The 19,287-nt window shown below is 71.5% G+C and carries 18 protein-coding genes and 1 pseudogene; 11 read left to right on the plus strand and 8 right to left on the minus strand.

Annotated elements, in window-relative coordinates; genetic code table 11:
• Positions 1-52 precede the first annotated feature (52 nt).
• Entirely contained in the window at positions 53-481 is a 429-nt protein-coding gene (locus tag ACZ61C_RS32195; RefSeq protein ID WP_465311621.1) for a VOC family protein, read from the plus strand.
• On the opposite strand, the gene ACZ61C_RS32200 is transcribed toward ACZ61C_RS32195, so the two are convergent.
• The 3 genes from ACZ61C_RS32200 to ACZ61C_RS32210 form a co-directional block, all read right to left on the minus strand.
• Entirely contained in the window at positions 456-1,211 is a 756-nt protein-coding gene (locus ACZ61C_RS32200; RefSeq protein WP_465311622.1) for an SDR family NAD(P)-dependent oxidoreductase, read from the minus strand. The genes ACZ61C_RS32195 and ACZ61C_RS32200 overlap by 26 nt on opposite strands.
• 228 nt (positions 1,212-1,439) lie before the next feature.
• Positions 1,440-2,099 carry a GTP cyclohydrolase II gene (locus tag ACZ61C_RS32205; protein WP_465311623.1) on the minus strand — a complete coding sequence of 220 codons (660 nt, stop codon included), beginning with the start codon at positions 2,097-2,099 and terminating at the stop codon, positions 1,440-1,442.
• The gene (locus ACZ61C_RS32210; protein ID WP_465311624.1) at positions 2,099-3,568 is read right to left on the minus strand and encodes a PfkB family carbohydrate kinase; all 1,470 of its coding nucleotides are present in this window, start codon (positions 3,566-3,568) and stop codon (positions 2,099-2,101) included. The genes ACZ61C_RS32205 and ACZ61C_RS32210 overlap by 1 nt, the downstream gene beginning before the upstream one ends.
• A gap of 365 nt (positions 3,569-3,933) precedes the next feature.
• Between ACZ61C_RS32210 and ACZ61C_RS32215 the strand changes: the two genes are divergently transcribed.
• Positions 3,934-5,094, plus strand: coding sequence for an OmpA family protein (locus tag ACZ61C_RS32215; RefSeq protein WP_465311625.1), 1,161 nt, complete (start codon positions 3,934-3,936; stop codon positions 5,092-5,094).
• Between the two features lie 18 nt (positions 5,095-5,112).
• Complete coding sequence (locus ACZ61C_RS32220; protein WP_465311626.1) at positions 5,113-5,937, plus strand: hypothetical protein; 825 nt, start codon at positions 5,113-5,115, stop codon at positions 5,935-5,937.
• Positions 5,938-5,998: 61 nt separating this feature from the next.
• On the opposite strand, the gene ACZ61C_RS32225 is transcribed toward ACZ61C_RS32220, so the two are convergent.
• The 3 genes from ACZ61C_RS32225 to ACZ61C_RS32235 all read right to left on the minus strand — a co-directional run bounded on the left by ACZ61C_RS32225 (position 5,999) and on the right by ACZ61C_RS32235 (position 8,863).
• A complete protein-coding gene (locus ACZ61C_RS32225; protein ID WP_465311627.1) occupies positions 5,999-6,829 on the minus strand; it encodes an SCO6745 family protein in 831 nt (276 codons plus the stop codon).
• Entirely contained in the window at positions 6,826-8,034 is a 1,209-nt protein-coding gene (locus tag ACZ61C_RS32230) for a cytochrome P450 (protein WP_465311628.1), read from the minus strand. Before ACZ61C_RS32230 ends, ACZ61C_RS32225 begins: the two co-directional genes overlap by 4 nt.
• A gap of 97 nt (positions 8,035-8,131) precedes the next feature.
• Positions 8,132-8,863, minus strand: a complete 732-nt coding sequence (locus ACZ61C_RS32235) for an SDR family oxidoreductase (protein ID WP_465311629.1) — start codon at positions 8,861-8,863, stop codon at positions 8,132-8,134.
• Positions 8,864-9,034: 171 nt separating this feature from the next.
• Here ACZ61C_RS32235 and ACZ61C_RS32240 point away from each other — a divergent pair, with 171 nt between their 5' ends.
• Together ACZ61C_RS32240 and ACZ61C_RS32245 are read left to right on the plus strand one after the other, a co-directional pair.
• Positions 9,035-10,618 carry a discoidin domain-containing protein gene (locus ACZ61C_RS32240; protein ID WP_465311630.1) on the plus strand — a complete coding sequence of 528 codons (1,584 nt, stop codon included), beginning with the start codon at positions 9,035-9,037 and terminating at the stop codon, positions 10,616-10,618.
• 75 nt (positions 10,619-10,693) lie between these two features.
• A complete protein-coding gene (locus tag ACZ61C_RS32245) occupies positions 10,694-11,311 on the plus strand; it encodes an SAM-dependent methyltransferase (protein WP_465311631.1) in 618 nt (205 codons plus the stop codon).
• Positions 11,312-11,371: 60 nt separating this feature from the next.
• Here ACZ61C_RS32245 and ACZ61C_RS32250 read toward each other — a convergent pair whose 3' ends face one another.
• Together ACZ61C_RS32250 and ACZ61C_RS32255 are read right to left on the minus strand one after the other, a co-directional pair.
• Positions 11,372-12,388, minus strand: a complete 1,017-nt coding sequence (locus ACZ61C_RS32250; protein ID WP_465311632.1) for a S1 family peptidase — start codon at positions 12,386-12,388, stop codon at positions 11,372-11,374.
• A gap of 162 nt (positions 12,389-12,550) precedes the next feature.
• Complete coding sequence (locus ACZ61C_RS32255; RefSeq protein WP_465311633.1) at positions 12,551-12,847, minus strand: GNAT family N-acetyltransferase; 297 nt, start codon at positions 12,845-12,847, stop codon at positions 12,551-12,553.
• A gap of 203 nt (positions 12,848-13,050) precedes the next feature.
• Here ACZ61C_RS32255 and ACZ61C_RS32260 point away from each other — a divergent pair, with 203 nt between their 5' ends.
• The 6 genes and pseudogenes from ACZ61C_RS32260 to ACZ61C_RS32285 all read left to right on the plus strand — a co-directional run.
• Positions 13,051-15,219, plus strand: coding sequence for a terpene synthase family protein (locus tag ACZ61C_RS32260; RefSeq protein ID WP_465311756.1), 2,169 nt, complete (start codon positions 13,051-13,053; stop codon positions 15,217-15,219).
• 200 nt (positions 15,220-15,419) lie between these two features.
• Entirely contained in the window at positions 15,420-16,211 is a 792-nt protein-coding gene (locus ACZ61C_RS32265; protein ID WP_465311634.1) for an MBL fold metallo-hydrolase, read from the plus strand.
• Entirely contained in the window at positions 16,208-16,801 is a 594-nt protein-coding gene (locus tag ACZ61C_RS32270) for a DedA family protein (protein WP_465311635.1), read from the plus strand. The genes ACZ61C_RS32265 and ACZ61C_RS32270 overlap by 4 nt, the downstream gene beginning before the upstream one ends.
• The gene (locus ACZ61C_RS32275) at positions 16,798-18,912 is read left to right on the plus strand and encodes a phage holin family protein (RefSeq protein WP_465311636.1); all 2,115 of its coding nucleotides are present in this window, start codon (positions 16,798-16,800) and stop codon (positions 18,910-18,912) included. The genes ACZ61C_RS32270 and ACZ61C_RS32275 overlap by 4 nt, the downstream gene beginning before the upstream one ends.
• Entirely contained in the window at positions 18,909-19,139 is a 231-nt protein-coding gene (locus ACZ61C_RS32280) for a glutaredoxin domain-containing protein (protein WP_465311637.1), read from the plus strand. Before ACZ61C_RS32275 ends, ACZ61C_RS32280 begins: the two co-directional genes overlap by 4 nt.
• Positions 19,136-19,282 (plus strand): annotated as a pseudogene (locus tag ACZ61C_RS32285) (putative acetyltransferase); the annotation flags it as partial. The gene ACZ61C_RS32280 and the pseudogene ACZ61C_RS32285, both read left to right, overlap by 4 nt.
• Between the last annotated feature and the right edge of the window lie 5 nt (positions 19,283-19,287).

The raw sequence follows: 19,287 nt of genomic DNA on the forward strand, positions 1-19,287 counted from the left end.
GCGAGCACGGGTAGCGTGTGGTCCGCCAAGCGGGCCGGCGCAAGGACACCTGATGGACTGGACGCTCGAAGTAGTCGTGGTTCCGGTGTCCGATGTGGACCGTGCGAAGGCCTTCTACGCCGACCGTCTCGGGTTCGCCGTCGACCACGACACGAGGATCGACGAGAGCACGCGGCTCGTGCAGCTGACTCCACCGGCGTCGGGCTGCTCGGTGGCGATCGGCAAGGGCGCCGTGCCGGACATGCCGCCGGGTTCGCTCAAGGGACTCCAGCTGGTGGTCAACAACCTGCCGAAGGCCCACGCGGCGCTCACCGAGCGCGGCGTCGAGGTCAGCGGAATCCAGGTCTACGGCATGGGCGCCTGGGACGGCGAAGCAGACCTGAACAACGTGGGTTTGTGCACTTCGCCGACCCCGACGGCAACGCGTGGACGATCCAGCAGATCACGGCCCGCGCCTAGTCGACGAGAGCCCCGCAGCTGACATTGACGGTCGACGCCGTCATCGAGCGCGCCCGATCCGAGGCGACGAAGGCGGCAACCGCGCCGACGTCGGCCAGCGTCGCCGCGCGGCCCAGCATCGTCTGGCCGGTGATGCTGTCCTCGACCACCTGACGCTCCGCGAAGTCCGCGGGCAGGGTTTCGGGAATGCCACCGGTCCGCAGCGTCACGGTCCGCACTCCCCGCGGCCCCAGCTCGGCGGCGATCTGCCGGCGCATCGCCTCGAGCGCGTGGAACGCGACCTGCAGCCCGCCGACGGAGAACTCGCGCACGGGGTCGCCCGCGCCGCCGAAGAACAGGACCACGCCCGACTGCTGCTTCACCATGTGCCTCGCGGCGGCGCGAGCAGTCAGGAAGTTCGTCCGCACCGCGGTGACCACGGGCCGCTCGTAGTCGGCGAGCGTCATGTCGAGCAACGGCGTGCCCTGCACGTCCCCGTGGGTGATGAGGTTGAAGGAGACATCGATGCCCCCTCGGCCGGCAACGGAGCCGGCGTGCTCGTCGACGGCCCGCTCGTCCAACGCGTCGACCTCGGCGGTCTCGGCCCGCCCACCGGCCGCCCTGATCCGCTCGGCGACCGCGTCGAGCCGGCCGAGCGTCCGCCCGGCGAGGAAGACGGTCGCGCCTTCCTCGGCGAAAGCGCAGGCCACGGCGCTGCCGATCCGCCCTCCGCCGCCGTAGACGATCGCGTTCTTGCCCGCGAGCAAGGTCATGAGTACCTCCGATGTCCGGGTGCGTTCGTCCCTGCGTCGAACGTGCGACGCCGAAATCGACACGGCGGGGTCGTCGCGTCCGACCACGGGATCAGCGTTTGGCCCAGGCGCAACAGAGACTGCGGACGAGGACGGGGTGGTGTCCAGCCGGAAGTCGAACCCGGGCCGCGAGCGGCACCAGCGGTTCCGCGGAGCCGGCCCGAGGTTGTCGGGTCGGCAACGATCGGCTTAGGCGCTCACGCGGTCCGCTGGTCGAACCCCGGTGTGCTCCGGCGCAACCAGCGGCGGCGCCACCAGCTGCGGCGTCGACGGCGCCGCGATCGCCCAACCGGCCCGCTCCTTGGCCGAGATGTAGTCCCGTGCCTTCTCCCCGGGGTCCGGCATCGTCAGCAGCTGCTGGTCGACCTTGATGTCCGCGGCCAGCAGGGCGGCCACCTTGGCGGGATTGTTCGTCAGCAGCTTGACTTCTCGCAGTCCCAGCTGGCTCAGCAACGCGGCGGCGTCGTCGTAGTGCCGGCTGTCCGGCTTCAACCCCAGCGCCTTGTAGCTCGCGAAGGTGTCGAGGTGCTTCTCCTGGGAAATCCGGTGCCCCCTGGCTTTGGCCAGCAGGCCGGCGCCGCGGCCCTCCTGGTCCAGGTAGACGAGCACGCCGGAGCCGTGTTCCCGGATGATGCGACGTGATTCCCGCAGCTGCCAGAGACAGTCGCAGTTCGTCGATTCGAAGATCTCGCCGTAAACGCAACGGGAATGGACCCGGACCGGGCAGCCGTCGAGCGGAACGCCGTACACCGCCGCGCACGGCGGATTCATGCGGTCCACCCCGTCATCGAGGACGACGGCCCTGAACGCCCCGTCGGCGCCCACCAGTTCGTGTTCCACTGCTGCCATCACGGGTTCTCCAGCTTTTGGTCGGTCTCGAGGGTGCGCTCGACCTCGTCGAGACCCGGCATGGACTCGACGATCTCGTCCAGTGACGGATTGGTCGCCATCGCCGCGATCGCCCAGCGCAGGGCTTCTTCGCGGCTTCGGCCGGCACCCTCTTGAATGAGTTTTTGGACGAGCGCCGCGGAAAAAGCTTCGCGGACGCCCGGTGCGTCGTCGAGCGGGACCGGCGGGCCCTCGATGTCTTGGGAGATCGCGCTCGAGCGGATCCTACAACCGAAACTTTCGACGACACAGACCGCGCCCACCCCGAGGGACAGCAGGGACCGGGCCAGGTCGTCGACGGTGCGCGGACTGTCCGGATCGGACAGCAGCCTGCGCAGCTCGCCTTCGCGGCCGACGAGGTAGTCCACCCCGCGCAGGAGCCGGTAGAGCTGCTGCGGCGCCTCACGGGGTGGCGAGGCCTGCAGCAGCACCAAGGGCTTCTTCGGTTGCGCGGTAGCGGCCGAGAGCGCCCACTTGATCGTTTCCATCGGCGGCTCGAGGGTCACCAGCACGGCGTCCGCCTCGGCCATCGCTTCCCGCACGCGAGGCGTGCGAAGGTCCTCTCTGGACAGTGAGACCTCGAGCTCGTTCATCCAGCCGAGGTACCGCGTCTCGCCCGTCGGGCCGACGAGCACCAGGGCCCGCGGGCTCGCCGCTCCCGGCGTCCCTTTCACCAGATCGGTCGACAAGGACTCCTTGCGCATGAACTGCAGGAGGTCGCCGGCCTGAGAGTCACCGCCGACGGCGGCCACCAGCCGCGCGTCCAGCCCGAGACGACGCCCCGCGACGGCCAGGTTCAGCCCCTTGCCCCCTGGGTGCACGTCGAAGGACTGGGCCTGGATCGCTTCGCTGACGTCGGGCCATTGGTCGGCGACGACGACGTGGTCGGTCGACGCGCCGCCCACCACCACCACGGTGCCCACCGTCTCCCCGGCGGGTTCGGCTTCGACGGGCTCCGCGTCCCGCACGCAGCGTTCGGCCAGCACGCCCAGCGCCCGGGTTTCGATCGAGCCGCGCAGGCTCCGGACCGTCGGCGCCGGGTAGTCGCTCGTGACGCCGAGCAGCGCGTGCAGCGCGTCCCAGCCCTCGGCCAGCGCGCGGCGGCGCTCCCCCAGGTCCTCCGCGTACAGCCGGCCGATCTCCGCGCCCGGGCTCACGCGTGCGCGGAGGACGCCGAGGGCCAGTGCGGCGTCCGCGATCAGCAGGTCGTTCGGGTCGAGGCCGGCGACGACCGTGGTCACGACGTCCACGATCGCTTCGCCTTCGGACACCCCGGTGTCCCCGATGTGGCGCCGGACGGCGGGCAGCTCGGCGAGCAGCCGGACGTCGACCTCGGTGGTCTCGAGGCGCTCCACGGTCAGCCCGCTGCGCGTCCTCAGCTTGAGGAAGACGTTCCGGACACCTTCGACGTTGGCGTCGTACCTCGCCATCGCCTCAGCCTACCTCTCTCCGTCACTTGCCCTTCTTCGCCTGCCACTTGCTGTGAAGATTCCTACCGCCCACCGGCAAGTTACTCCGTTCGGCCCGTTTGACCCCGGCATTCGGGGAGGCCGTGTCGGACGATGGGCCGTGCGCATGCCTTGAGCAGGGAGAACCGTGCAGGTGACATCGTTCTGTCAATTGACATCGTTACCGGGCAAATGTCACGCTGAAGGTGCTCATGGACCCCTGGGAGGTCGTCATGCAGCCTCGGAACACCAGGTCGGCACGGGGAGTCCGGCCTTCGAAGCCCCAGCTGGGCTTGAACAACTCGACGTCCGGCAGCCAGCGTGCCACTCGGGCGTCATTTGCCGGGATGATCGTTTTCGGTGCCGTCGTCAGCGGTTGCGCGCTGCCGGCGCGCACCGTGACCCCCAGCGGGGGCGACCGGGTCGTCGTGGTCGTCAGCGGGACGGCGAACGAGCCTCGGCCGGCCGTCACCGATGCCGTCCTCGCCGTGCTGCGCGACGCCGCGAACAGCGGGAACGTCTCCCAGCAGGGCTCGGGCAAGAGCAGCGTCGTGCTGGTGTCGGCCGCGGACGGCGGGGACCGGCGGTCGGTCGTGCTCACGCCGCGGCGGGCCGACGGCTCGCTGGAACACGGGCTCTCCCGGCCGTCGCTGATCGACCGGAACGTCGCCAGTGCCGTCGACGCCATCGGCGCCACCGCGGCCGGCAAGAGCGGGCTCGACCTGCTCGCCGGCCTCACCGACGCCGTCCGCGGGCTGCCCGCCGGGACGCTCGTGGTCGACAGCAGCGGGCTCAGCACCGGGGGCGCGTTCGACCTGCGTCAGGTCGGCTGGACGGCCGACCCCGCCGCCGTCGCCGCCCAGCTGGCCGCCGCCGGGCAGGTGCCGCGGCTGACCGGCTGGCGGGTGCTCTTCGCCGGGCTCGGTTCAGTCGCCGGCGTGCAGCCGCCGCTGCCCGCGCCGGCTCACGACCGGCTGGCCGCGTACTGGCAGGCGATCTGCCGGGCGGCCGGGGCCGCGTCGTGCGACGTCGACCAGAGCCGGGTCCCGGCCGAGCCGTCGCGGGCGACCGTGGCGACGCCGGTCGTGCCGGTGCCCGGGGTGACGTCGGTGACCGGCCCGCGGGGCGAGGTCACCACCACGGTTTCGGACGCCGCGCTCGGCTTCGCCGGGGACTCCGCGGTGCTGTCCGAATCGGCCCGCGACCTCCTCCGGTCGCTCGCGGGCAGCATCACGGCCGGTCGCGGCACCGCGCCGGTCACCGTCCGCGGCTTCGCGGCCGATCCACCGGGGTCGACCGACGCGGGGCGGCGGGAACTGGCGGAACAGCGAGCGCGTGCCGTCGCCGGCGCGCTCACCGGGGCCGGGGTGACCCAGCGGGTCGACGCCACCGGCACCGGGACGCAGCCCGGGGTCACCGCGATGGCCGGCGGGCGGTTCGACGAAGCGGCGGCGGCCCGGATGAGGCGGGTGGAGATCACGTACCAGGGCCCCGGCCCGAGCTCGTAGCCAGACCAGGAGGCAGTCATGACCAGCATCGACGAAACACGAAACCTCCCCCTGCCGCAGCCGCGGCGCCGCGCGGAGACCCCGGCGGGCGACCTGCTGCAGGCCCGGATCCAGGAGCTGACCTACCGCGCCGCCCGCGCGATGGACGGCCACGTCGTCGGCCCGCACGGCCAGAACCTGACCGTCGGCGAGGCGGAGGCCCGCGCCGACCTGATCGACCGGCTCATCGGGCTCGAGCAGATGCGCGGGAGCCTGCGCCACCGGCGCGTCGGCCGGGTGACCCGGGTGCTGACGCTGCTCACGGTGACCGTCGTCGACCTGCCGATCATGCTGTGGCTGGCCAGCTCGGTGTTCAACGTCGACTGGAGCGACCCGCTCGGGCTGCCGCTGGCGATCAGCATCGTCATCTCGGTGCTGGCGACCGGCGGCGCGGCGACGGCGTTGCACCACCTCGGCCACAACCAGCGCCAGCACAAGAACGCCAAGCGGCAGCTGGACTGGCCGAAGCTGTCGGTCGGCTCGAAGCTGAGCCTGGTCACGGTCGGGCTGCTGGTCGGGCTGATGGGCGTGGTGATGTTCGTGCGCGTCTACACCGAGGGTGTGCTGTCGGGGATGAACGACCTGGCCGTGCTGATGGCGGTGCTGGTCGCGCTGGTCATGGTCGTTTCGGCGACGCTGGTGTTCTGGACGGCGTTCCGCGACGGCTCACTCGAGCAGGACGACCTGCGCCACTACAGCGACTGCGTGCGGCCCTTCCTCGCGGCGAGACGCGAGTACGAGGACCAGGCGCACGAGCTGAGCTGCCAGTACGACCTGCTGCGCCGCCGCGGCGGGGACGAGTGACCTCGGGGGAACCCGGGGACCCGGGCCGGCGGGCTGGGGCTGCCCGCCGGCCCGGGTGACGTCACGGGCGCGGGACGCCCATCGGGTTCGGCACCGGGACCAAGCCCGCGTCGATCACCGTCCGGCTCAGCGGGACCGCCAGCTCCAGCGTCCGCCCCAAATCCTCGCCCAGCTCCTCGACCAGCGCCGCCGCCAGCCGGTCCGTGTCCTCCTCGACGCGACGGCGCAACGCCGCACCCAAAGGCGTCAGAAGTCCCTCGGTGTCCAAAAGCCCACGGCTTCGCAACCCCGAGATCGCTGCATCCCACGCGGGATCCGACCACCCTCGGTGCGGCTGGACGTCCGCTCGGGTGATCACTCCGTCGCCGATGTGGGTGAGCGTTGTCTCCAGGCCCGTCAGGCCCGCGTGGACCGCCGACAGGACGTGGCCGTCGCCTCGGTGCTCGCGCAGGACCGTTGCCGCCAGCCAGATGCGGCCCAGGGCGCTCGACGGCTTCGGGACCGACGCCCACGCCGCCGCCAGCGGGCGGCCGTCGAAGCGGCAGGCCGAAACCGCTCGCTCGAGCAAGCCCGCCAGCTCTTCGTGGTCCGGTCCCACGGCCCGGCTCAGCGCGGCTTCCACCGCGTCGAGCCGGGACCGGAGAACCTGCTCCGGCGCGGCGAACGACCACGCGTCCGGCACGGCGCGGGCCACCATCGCCGGGGCGAAGCCGAACAGCACCGACGTCGCCGGCGCCGGGCCGATCGGGCCCAGCGGGGCCAGGCGGCCCGCGAAGTACCCCATCCAGTACCCGCGCAGGCCCGCTTCCTTCGCCGCTGCCGCCGTTTCGGGTGCGAAGTAGACCGCCGCGTGCAGCGGCTCCACCGCCGCCCAGAGCTCTCGCGCTGTCACGAACCCCAGGCTACCGGCAGCTCTCGCACCCCGTAGACCAGCGTGTTGTGCTTGTACACCAACGACTCCCGCGGCACCGCCAGGCGCAGGTCCGGCACCCGGCGGAACAGCCGCGTCAACGCCTCCTGCAGCTCGACGCGCGCCAGCTGCTGGCCGATGCACTGGTGCGCGCCGAACCCGAACGCCACGTGCGTGCGCGGCGATTCGCGGTGGAAGTCGAGCTTGTCCGCTCCCGGGAACAGCTCCTCGTCCCGGTTCGCCGAGTTGAGCGCCGCGACCAGCCACTCCCCGGCCTTGACCGAGCGCGAACCCACCTGGACGTCGGAAGTCGCGTAGCGCAGCACGCCGAACTGGACCACCGACAGGTACCGCAGCAGCTCCTCGACCGCCCGCTCCGGCGCCGCCAGCACGACGTCGCGCTGCGACGGGTGTTCCAGCAGCACCAGCGTGCTCAACGCGATCATGTTGGCCGTCGTCTCGTGGCCGGCCACCAGGAGGCTGAGGCCGAGCACCACCAGCTCCTCCATCGTGAGCGGGTCGCCGGACGCCTCACCGCGTGCGATCAGCCGGCTGAACAGGTCGTCCTGCGGGTTCCGCTGCTTCTCGGTGAACAGCTCCGCCAGGAACCCGGAAAGCTCGTCGTAGGCCTGTTTCCCCTCCTCGGGCGTCGCGTCGGTGCTGACGAGGAACCCGCTCTGCCGCTGGAACCGCGAGCGGTCCGCGTACGGGACGCCGAGCAGCTCGCAGATCACCAGCGACGGGATCGGCAACGCGAAGTCCCGCACGAGATCGGCTTCGCCCGGCCGGGCGAGCATCGCGTCCAGGTGGCTCTCCACCAGCTCCTGGACGTACTCGCGCATCGCCTCCACGCGCCGCACGGTGAACTCCGCGATCACCATCTTGCGGATGCGCGAGTGCTCCTTGCCGTCGAGCTGGATGATCGAGCCCGGGCTGACCTCCTCGTCGAGGTCGGCGTTCGGGTTCACGTGCACCGAAGACGCGCCGCGCGAGCTCATCGTGCGGTCGGCGAGCACCGCGCGGACGTCGCTGTAGCGCGTCACCAGCCAGGCGTCCATGCCGGCCGGGCAGCGCACCTGCGACGTCGGCGCGGCTTCCCGCAGCGCGGCGTAGTTCTCGGGCGGGTCGAACGGGCATCCGGCCGGTCGTGTCGTCGGGAGGGCCGGGGTTTCGGATGTCGCCGTCACGGCGGATCACACCTCTCTGCCGGTGGTCTGGACACCTCCACCATGGAGAGAACCGGGGCCGTCGTGGGACGTTCGACCCACTTCCGACCCGGATGGCCTAGCGGGCGCCGTACGCGCCGCCGTTCACGTGCACGACCTGACCGGTGATGTGCCCGGCGCCCGGCGCTGCCAGGAACTGCACGGTTTCCGCGACTTCTTCCGGTTGCCCGGCGCGCTTGTCGAACGCGACGGCGACCCGCGCGTCGACCCACTCCTGGGTGACCGTGCCGTGGAAGAACTCCGTGTCGAGGGTGACGCCGGGCGCCACGACGTTGGCGCTGCCCCCGGCCGGGCCGAGCTGCCGCGCGAGGTCGGTGTTCCACGCCTCGATCGCCGCTTTCGCCGCGCCGTAGGAGCCGGAGCCCTGCTTCGCCGCGATGGAGCCGAGAGTCACAACCCTCACGTTGTCCGCGAAGCGCGGCTTCAAGGCGGTAGTCACGAGAACGGCGGAGACGACGTTGGCTTCGAAGTTCGCGCGCCACGCGTCCGCCAGCCCGGCGAGGTCGCCCGGCGCCGGGGCCTCCCGGACCCGGTCGGTGTTGCCGCCGGCGTTGTTGACCAGCACGTCCACCCGTGCGGGCAGCTCGGCCAGCGCCGCCCGCACCGCCGCCGGGTCGCTCGCGTCGAAGGCCACCGCCCGCGCGCCGATCTTCTCCGCCGCGGCTTCGAGCACGTCCTTGCGCCGCCCGGTGACGGTCACCCGCTCGCCCGCCGCCGCGAACCGGGCGGCGATCGCCAGCCCGATGCCGGTGCCGCCCCCAGTGACCACGATTTCCCGCTGTTCGCTCATGACGCCATCTTCGCCGAGGAAAGCGGTCCCCCGCACGGGTTTCCCGGCGACCGGAACACCAACCGAGTTAGTTAGGAAACTTTACGAACAAGTCTTGACGGCGGGCCCCCGCGCGGCGAACCTGGACGCACGCCGCGTCCACCGTCCGCCCCACCCCCTCCCGGAGGCAGCATGACCCGGCGCGCGCTCGTGCTCGTCGTGACCCTGTTCCTCGCCCTGGCCACCGCCCTCGCCGGCGGAAGCACGGCGAACGCGGCCACCACGCAGCCGACCTTCCTCACCTTCTACGGCTGGTGGGACAACACCCCGCCCGGCGGGGACGTCGCCTACCCGCAGATCCACGACACCGCGGGCGGCAAGGGCAGCTACGCCGACCCGATCACCTTCGCCACCAGCAGCGACGAGCTCAAGCCGGGCACCAAGGTCTGGGTGCCGCGGGTGAAGAAGTACTTCATCATGGAGGACGGCTGCGACGAGTGTTCCGACGACTGGAACAGCCAGGGCCCCAACGGCGGTCCCGGCCTGCGCCACATCGACCTCTGGCTCGGTGGCAAGGGCGGCAGCGCCTTCGACGCGATCGACTGCGAAGACGCGCTCACGCACTACAACGCGGACAACACGCCGGTCATGGAGCCGGTGGTCGTCGACCCGCCGTCGAACGAGCCCTACGACGCGACGCCGATCTTCAACACCGGCACCGGTGAATGCTGGGGCGGCGCGCAGCCGAACACGACCGTCGGCCAGTACAAGAACACCTCCACCGGCACCTGCCTGGAAGCCCCGAGCAGCGGGACGACGCTGAAAGTGGCCGCGTGCGCCGAAAGCGACGCCCAGCGGTTCACCTTCCACGGCGCGTTCCTCGTGATCAACGACAAGTGCGCGGGCATCTCCGGCAGCTCGATCGTGCTGCAGACCTGCACCGGCGGGCCCGCCCAGCAGTGGTCGATCAACCCCGACGGCACGATCTCGGACATCCAGACGAGCAAGAAGTGCTTCCGCGCCTCGGGCACGACGCTCACCGCGGGCAGCTGCTCCGGAACCCAGGCGCGCTGGACGTTCACCGCGGCGGGCGCCCCGAGCAGCCTCAGCGTGACGCCGTCGGCGGTTTCGGTCGCGCCGGGCGCGTCGGCGACGGCCACCGTCACCAGCTCGGACGCCGTCTCGCTGTCCGCGGGCGGCGCTCCCGCGGGTGTCACCGTGTCCTTCTCGCCGACGTCGGTGCCGGCCGGCGGCACCTCGACCGTCACGGTCGCGGCCGCCGCGAACGCCACCCCCGGCTCGGCGACGGTCACCATCACCGGCGGGACGAAGACCGCTTCGCTCGGCGTCACGGTCACCGGCGGGGGCGGCGGCCAGGAAACCCTGCTCTCCCAGGGCAAAACGGCGACGGCGTCGTCGACCGAGTCGTCGTCCTACCCGGCGAGCGCGGCCTTCGACGGCAACCTGACGAGCACCCGCTGGGCCTCGAAGGAAGGCTCCGCGAGCGAGTGGCTGCGCGTCGACCTCGGCGCCACGAAGACGGTTTCGCACGTCAAGCTGTCCTGGGAAGCCGCGTACGGCAAGGGGTACACCATCCAGACGTCGGCCGACGGCACGAACTGGACGACGATCTACACCACCACGACGGGCAACGGCGCCACCGACGACCTCACCGGGCTGACCGGCAGCGGCCGCTACGTGCGGATGAACGGCGTCACGCGCGGGACGTCGTACGGCTACTCGCTGTACGAGATGCAGGTGTACGGCCCGGCCTGAGTTGCCGGATCGGCAACACGATTTGCCTCCTCGGTGACGTCCTCCGCATGCTGGGGACGTCACCGAGGAGGAACCATGCCGCACGAGGGCCCCATGATCGTCGAAGACATGCTGAAGCAGGACTTCTGGGAAGCGATGTACCAGCGGGACGAGCACCGGATCTGGAGCGGGAGCGTCAACGCGAACCTGCGCGCCGAGGTCGAGGGACTGACCCCCGGGCACGCCCTCGACCTGGGCAGCGGCGAAGGCGGCGACGCGATCTGGCTCGCGAAGCACGGCTGGACGGTCGACGGCGCCGACATCTCGACCATCGCGCTCGCCCGCGCCGAGGAAGCCGGCAAGGAAGCGGGCGTGACCGTCCGCTGGCTCCACAAGAACATCCTGGAGTGGCGGCCGGAGGAGCAGTACGACCTGATCTCCGCGCAGTACATGCACCTGCCGCCGGACCTGCGCCGCGACGTCTTCACCGCGGCCGCGGCGGCGATCCGGCCGGGCGGTTCGCTGCTGGTCGTCGGGCACTCGCCGAAGGCCATGCGCGAGTTCGACGGCCAGACGCCGCCGATCGAGCTGTTCTTCGAGCCGGAAGAGATCACGAGCTACCTCGGCGACGCCTGGGAGTGGCTCGTCGAGACGTGCGAGACGCGCGGAGAGGGCCACCACACCGACGCCGTCTACCGCGCGAAGCGGCTCTGAAATGGAAGCAGGGCCCCTTCACGCGCCCTCGACGCGTGTGAAGGGGCCCTGCGGGCTTTATCAGGCGAGCTCGAGGCCGTAGGCCTGCAGCTCGAGGGTGAGCGGGTAGAAGTAGCTGGTCACGGTGTCGCCGCCGGACAGCGTGCCGAGGCCCTTCGAACCGTCGTAGGCCGGGCCGCCCGAGTCACCGTGGTCGGTGTGCGCGGTGGTGCCGAACTCGTGGTTCAGGACGCCGACGTCGAAGTTGACCGACTCGTCGACCGAGGTGATCTCGCCGCTGCCGCCACCGGTGGTCGAGCCCTGCTTCTGCATCTGCTCGCCGACGGTCGGCTCCGCGGCGCTGGTGATCGCCTGGCCGGTGTTGATCTCGCCGGGGCCGGAGCCGTTCGGGCGGGTCAGCAGGCCGGAGTCCGCATCGGGGCAGTCGCTCTCGACGACCTGCGCGCCGGAGACGTCGCCGCCGGCCCAGGTGCCGCCGAGGTTGGTGCAGTGGCCCGCGGTGAGCAGGAACGGCGAACCGCCGCGCGTCACGTTGAAGCCGAGCGAGCAGCGGCCCTGGTCGTTCTGGATCGCGTCGCCGTCGGCGATGTGCAGTTCCAGCTTGCCGGTGCGGTGCTCGACGCGGACGCTGTCGCCGTACTTCGCGGCGGCCGCGTTGACCTTGTCCGCGGTCTCCTTGCTGGCCGCGTCGTAGACCTTCACCACGACCTGGTTGGTCTTGGTGTCGATGCCCCACGCGGTCTGCGGGACGTTCTTGACCGCGTCCAGCTGGTTCTTGACGCCGGTGAGCGCGGCGAAGGTGTGCTTGACCTTCTTCGCGGTCAGGCCGGCGGCCTGCACCTTCTGCACGGACGCGTCATCGGTGACGTTGACGACGGCCTTGCCGTTCTCCAGGTAGATGCCGCCGGAGGTGGCGCCGAGGGTGCTCGCCACCTGCGTGGCGTTGCTGACGGCGTTGGCCTGCATCTCGGAGAAGGCCAGTGGGGACGCAGTGGCCGCTGACGCGCACACGCCGGAGGTCAGCGCGGCGGCCGACAAGACGGCGAAGGTCTTGAGGGCGGTCTTCCGGGGAGTCATCAACTTCCTCCAGTTTGCCGGTTCGAAGCCTGCGCCGGTCACTTTCGTTGCCGGGCAACCAACGCACCACCGACTAAGGTTGGTTAATAACCAGCAGATCCGGACATACCTCTCAAGCCAGACCCGAACGGCCTCGTGACGCTGCGCCTTTCGGCGTAACACTCACCCCTTCGGCCAGCGAACGTGGTCCTCATAGCCCGGGTTCTTCTTCAGATATCCGGCGATGAAGGGGCAGACCGGCACGATCGTCCGGCCCCGCGTGACGACGTCGTCCAGCGCGGCGGCGGCTAGGACCTTGCCGAGCCCCTGCCCGCTGAACGCGTCGTCGATCTCCGTGTGGGTGAACACCGTGAGATCCCCACGGAGGTCGTAGTAGGCGGAGCCCGCCAGCTTCTCGCCCACCCACAGGTCGTAGCGGCTCTCGTCGGGGTTGTCGGCCACTCGGGTCCGGTCGGTCATCGGGTTCTCCTCGGTCGGGGTCGTCCCCCATCGTGCGACGGCGGGCGGCCGGGTGCTGACCGGCCCGTGCACCCCGCTGGGCCGGCCGGGGGACGCCGTCGGCCCGTTCGTGTGCATCGCCGCTGTTCCTCTTGGCGGACACCAGCGCGGTTTGGTTGCCTCACGGGGTGCCTCAGCAGCCGTTCGTCCTCCCCGAGTTCTACATGCCGTACCCCGCCCGGCTGAACCCGCATCTCGACGGCGCCCGCGCGCACAGCAAGGCGTGGGCGCGCGAGTTCGACATGATCGACGTCCCGCAGCACGGCAAGGTGATCTGGACCGAGCACGACCTCGACTCCCACGACTACGCGCTGCTCTGCGCCTACACCCACCCGGACGCCGGCGCCGGCGAGCTCGACCTGATCACCGACTGGTACGTCTGGGTCTTCTACTTCGACGACCACTTCCTCGAGCTGTACAAGCGCACCGGCGACATCGAAAGCGCGCGCACCTACCTCGACCGGCTCGACCTGTTCATGCCCGCCGAAGGCGAGATCACCGCGACACCGAAGAACCCGGTCGAGCGCGGCCTGACCGACCTGTGGAACCGCACCATCCCGCACCGCACCGACGGCTGGCGGCGGCGGTTCGTCGAGAGCACGAAGGCGCTGCTCGAAGAATCGCTGTGGGAGCTCGCCAACATCACCGAAGGCCGGCTGGCCAACCCGATCGAGTACGTCGAGATGCGGCGGAAGGTCGGCGGCGCGCCGTGGTCGGCGAACCTCGTCGAGCACTCGGTGCACGCCGAGGTGCCGGACGAGATCGCCGCGTCGAGGCCGATGGAGGTCCTGCGCGACTGCTTCGCCGACAGCGTCCACCTGCGCAACGACCTGTTCTCCTACCAACGGGAGGTGCAGGACGAGGGTGAGCTGTCCAACGGCGTGCTCGTGTTCGAGAAGTTCCTCGGGCTGACCACGCAGGAAGCGGCGGACGCCGTCAACAGCCTGATCACCTCGCGGCTGCACCAGTTCGAGCACACCGCGCTCACCGAGGTCCCCGGCCTGTTCGACGAGCACGGCGTCGACCCGGCCGCGCGCGCGGCGACGTTCGCCTACGTCAAGGGCCTGCAGGACTGGCAGTCCGGCGGGCACGAATGGCACCTGCGCTCGAGCCGCTACATGAACGAGGGGGCACTGGCCGGCCGCGGCGGCCCGGAGCCGGGTGGCGCGTCCGGCATCGGGACGTCCGCGGCGCGCATCTTCACCTCGGTGCTCGCCACCGCGCCGCAACGGCTGCGCGCGTACGGGCACACGCCGTTCCGGGTGGTTTCGCCGCCGCGGCCGTCGTTCGAGACGCCGTTCCCGCTGCGGCTGAACCCGCACCTGGACGCGTGCCGGGTCCGCAACGTCGACTGGGCGCGGCGGACCGGGCTGCTCGACGGAGTCGTGTGGGACGAGCGGAAGCTGCGCGCGGCGGACCTGCCGCTGTGCGCGGCCGGCATCCACCCGGACGCGACGGCCGACGAGCTCGACGTCACCAGCGACTGGCTGACCTGGGGCACCTACGCCGACGACTACTACCCGCTGATGTTCGGCGCGACCCGCGACCTGGTGGCGGCGAAGGCGTGCAACCTGCGGCTGTCGGCGATCATGGCGGGCACGGCCACCCCGTCGACCCAGCTGGAGGCCGGGCTGGCCGACATTTGGGCGCGGACGACGGCGGAGCTGGACCCGGCGGCCCGGTCGGCACTGCGGCGGTCGGTCGACACGATGACGTCGAGCTGGCTGTGGGAGCTGAAGAACCAGGCGGAGAACCGGATCCCGGACCCGATCGACTACGTCGAGATGCGGCGCCGGACGTTCGGCTCGGACCTCACGATGAGCCTGTCCCGGCTGTCCCACGGACGCACGGTCCCGCCCGAGCTGTACCGGACGCGGCCGGTCCAGGCGATCGAGCACTCGGCGACGGACTACGCGTGCCTGCTCAACGACGTGTTCTCCTACCAGAAGGAGATCCAGTTCGAGGGCGAGCTCAACAACGGCGTCCTGGTGGTCCGGAACTTCCTCGACTGCTCCGAGCAGCGCGCGTTCGAGGTGGTGACGGACCTGATGGCGGCCCGCCTGGCGGAGTTCCGCCACGCGGCGTCGATCGAGCTGCCGGCCCTGTTCCGCGACTACGACGTGGCGCCGGAGGTGCAGGAGACGCTGCTGGCGTACGTCGAGGAGTTCCGCAGCTGGATGTCGGGGATCCTGCACTGGCACGAGAACGTGGGGCGCTACACGGAGACGGAGCTGAGGTACCACCCGGTCGGTGGGTCCGGGTTCGGCGGGCCGACGGGGATCGGGACGTCCTCACTGCGGATCTCGTCCCTGCTCCCGGCGGCCCCGGTGTGACCGAAGGTCAACTCGCGTGATTGGAGAGTCGACACGGCTTGCGGCAGGCAGCGGCGCCGTGTCGACCTCCCCATCACGCGTGTCGACTCCCTAGTCACGCGTGTCGGCTCTCTGGTCACGCGGGCCGCGGGGTCACTGGGCAGCGTTGCTCGTGCCACTCCGCCGGGCATGGGGGCGGGCAGGAGGCGATACTCGACAGCGTGAGCGGCTTCAACCTGCGTTTCCTCGGCCATTCGACCGTCCGGCTCGAGCTCGGTGGCCGGGTTGTGCTGACCGATCCCGTGCTCACCGCGCGCGTCGGCGGGCTGAGCCGGGTTGTTCCCGTCCCGGCGGCGGAGAGTTATGCCGGGGTCGACCTCGTCCTGCTCTCCCACCTGCACGGTGACCACCTGCACCTGCCGTCGCTGCGGATGCTGGGCACGGACACCCGGATCGTCGTCCCGCGCGGGGCCGGGCGCTGGCTCACCAGGAAGGGCTTCGGCAACGTCGAGGAGATCGCGCCCGGGGAGACCCTCAGCGAAGGCGCGCTGGACGTCACCGCCACCGAGGCCGTCCACTCCGGGCACCGGTGGGGGCCGCGGCTCACCCATGGTCCGCAGAGTCCCGCCATCGGGCACCTGATCCGGGCCGAGGGCACGACGGTCTACAACGCCGGCGACACCGACCTCTTCGACGGGATGGCCGAGCTCGGCCCGGTCGACGTCGCGCTGCTGCCCGTCTGGGGCTGGGGGCCGAACCTCGGGCCCGGGCACCTGGACCCCGCCCGGGCCGCTCGGGCTGCCGCCGTGCTCCAGGCCCGGGCCGCCGTTCCCGTGCACTGGGGCACGCTCGCCGTGCCCGGGTTGCGGCGGACCGCCAAGATGCGGCGGCTGCTCGCCGATCCGCCTCGCGTGTTCGCCGCCGAAGTGCAAGCCGCCGGAGGAGCCACCGAAGTGCTGTTCACCGAGCCCGGCGCCGACGTCGTCCTCCCCGCTCCGACGGACCGCCCGTGAACTGGACCGACCCGGCCGCCATCGGGTACCCGGCCCTGTTCGGCGGGGTGCTGCTCGGCTCGATCATCCCGATCGTGCCCACCGGCGCGGTGGTCGGCGCCGCGGCCGCCGTCGCGACCACCACCGACCACCTCTCCCTGCCGCTGGTGATCGTCCTCGCCACGCTCGGCGCGTACGTCGGCGACGTCGTGACATTCGGGATCCCGCGTCTGGGCAGCGAAGCCGCCTTCCGCTGGATCAGCCGGCGCCAGCCCGCCGAACGCCTCGAAAAGGCCCGCGACCAGTTCACCCGGCGCGGCTGGCAGATCGTCGTGGTCGGCCGGCTCGTCCCGGCCGGCCGGATCCCGGTGCTGCTCGCCGCCGCCGCGCTGAGCTACCCGTGGCGGCGCCTGCTGCCCACTTCGCTCATCGCGTGTGTGCTCTGGGCGGTCGCCTACTCCTTGCTTGGCATCGTCAGCGGGGGCATCTTCGACTCACCGGTCATCGCGACGGTGCTGGCGACGGTCCTCGTCCTGCTCGTCACCGTCCTGCTGAACCTGATCGCGCGGTGGCGGCGCAAGGCCAAGGAGAAGACGGGAGAGCGAGTGTGACGACGTCCGCCCCGAAGGGCCGGCTGCTGCGGGGTGGCCGGGTCGTCGCCCGCGTCCTGCTGGTGTGGGCCGCCGTGACCGGCGCGCTGCGCCTGCTCGACGTGCTGCTCTCCGGCTTCCGGATGACCCACTGGTGGCAGCCGACGGTCTGCGCGCTGCTGCTCGGCCTGCTCGCCGGGGTCGTCTGGCCGCTGGTCATGCGGATCGCCTACCCGCTGGCGTTCTTCACCTTCGGCCTCTTCGGGTTCCTGCTGCTGGGCGCCGGGACGCTCGCGGTGTTCCGGACCGTGCCGGGGGTCGAGATCGCGGACATGCGGACCGCGGTGATCGTCACCGTAGCGATGGCCGGGGTCGGCGCGCTGATCTCCAGCCTGCTCGCGATCGACGAGGACGAGATCTTCTTCCGCCGCGCGAACCGCCGGCGTCGCCGGCACGCCGCCGCGCCCGGTGAGGCCGACCAACCGCCCGGGGTGCTGTTCCTGCAGATCGACGGCCTCGGGTACGACACCGTCCGCCGCGCGATCCGCGACGGCGACATGCCGACCTTCGCCGCCTGGCTCGCCGAAGACAGCCACACGCTCTCGCGCTGGCACACCGACTGGAGCTCCCAGACCGGCGCGAGCGTCTGCGGCATCCTGCACGGCTCCAACCACGACATCCTCGGCTTCCGCTGGTACGAGAAGGACCGCGACCACGTGATGGCGTGCGCCCACCCGGCCGACGCGGCCGAGATCGAACGGCGGCACTCCGACGGCCGCGGCCTGCTCGCCGGGGACGGCGCGAGCCGCGGCAACCTCTTCTCCGGCGACGCCGACCACGTCAGCCTCACCATGAGCTCGATCCCGGTCCTCGTGCCGAAAGGCCTGCGCCACCGTCAGCGCGACCGGCTCGGCGCGGGCTACTACGCCTACTTCGCGAACCCGATCAACGCGCTGCGGACGTTCGTCGTCGCGCTCGCCGACGTCTTCCGCGAGATCAGCGCGTCGGTCCGCCAGCGCCGGGCCGGTGTCGTGCCGCGGATCCCGCGCGGCGGCTGGTACCCGCTGGCCCGGCCGGGCACCACGGTGATCGCGCGGGACGTCGTCGTGTCGGCCATCCTCGGTGACATGCTGGCCGGGCGGCCGGTCGTGTACGCGGACTTCCTCGGCTACGACGAGGTCGCGCACCACTCCGGCATCGAACGCTTCGACACGCTCGCCGTGCTGCGCTCGATCGACCAGCAGATCGCGCGGCTGCACCGGGCGAGCCGGCTGGCGCCGCGCCGCTACCACGTCGTGGCGCTGTCGGACCACGGCCAGACGCAGGGGCAGGCGTTTTCGGAGCGGTTCGGCGAGACGATCGAGGCGTACGTCGGACGGCTGTGCGGCGGCGAGCCGTCCCCGTCCGCCGGGAAGCGGCGGCAGGCCGAGAGCTGGCAGATCAACGCCGCGCTGGCGGAGGCGACCCAGGGCGGCGGCCTGATCGCGCGCCGGCTGCGGGCCCGGGTGGAGGACGCGGAGTGCGCCGAAGACCGGCCGCGCACCACATCCGGCTCGCCGGGCGCGGTCACCCGGGTGGCGCCGGGTGTGGTGGTGGTCGTGTCCGGCCACACCGCGATGATCTCCTTCACCGAGCACGAGGGCCGCGTCGAGCTCGAGACGATCGAGCGGGAGCACCCCGACCTGCTGCCGTCGCTGGTGGACCACCCCGGCGTCGGGTTCCTGCTGGTGCGCAGCCGCGAGTTCGGGCCGGTGGTGCTGGGCCGCGACGGGCTGCACCGGCTCGCGACCGGCGTGGTCATCGGCGAGGACCCGCTGCCGCCGTACGGCCCGCACGCCGCGGACCTCGTCCGGCGGGTCGACACCTACCCGCACTGCGCGGACGTCATGATCAACAGCCGGTACGACCCGGAAACGGACCAGGCGTCGCCGTTCGAGACGCACGTCGGCTCGCACGGCGGTCTCGGCGGCCCGCAGCAGCACGGTTTTGTCGTGCACCCGCGCGGGCTCGCCCTGCCCGGTGACGTCGTCGGCGCGGAGGCGCTGCACCGCGTGTTCCGCGGCTGGCTCACTTACCTGGGCCAGCCCGAGCCCACCCCCGTGGAAACCCCGATCTCGGAGGTCGTTTCGTGAAGCTGACGGTCTACGGCGCGAGCTGGTGCCCGGACGTGAAGCGCAGCCGCGCGCTGCTCGACCGCGAAGGCGTCGAATACTCCTATGTGGACGTCGAGGCGGACGCGGCTGCCGAGCGCCGGGTGCGGGAGCTGCAGGACGGCGCGCGCAAGATCCCGACGATCGTCTGGGAGGACGGCAGCTTCCTGGTCGAGCCGTCCGACGCGGAGCTGAGCGAGCGGCTGTGAAACTGCTGCGAGAGCTGCCGCTCGGCACGCGGGTCGTGGTGCGCCACCGGATCGAGGGCGGGTTCACCGACGCGCTCGGCGACCTGGTGGCCCGCGACGAAACCACGTGCACGGTGCAAACCCGGCGCGGCCCGGTGGTGGTGGCGTT

The sequence above is a fragment of the Amycolatopsis sp. NPDC104587 genome (assembly GCF_055583645.1).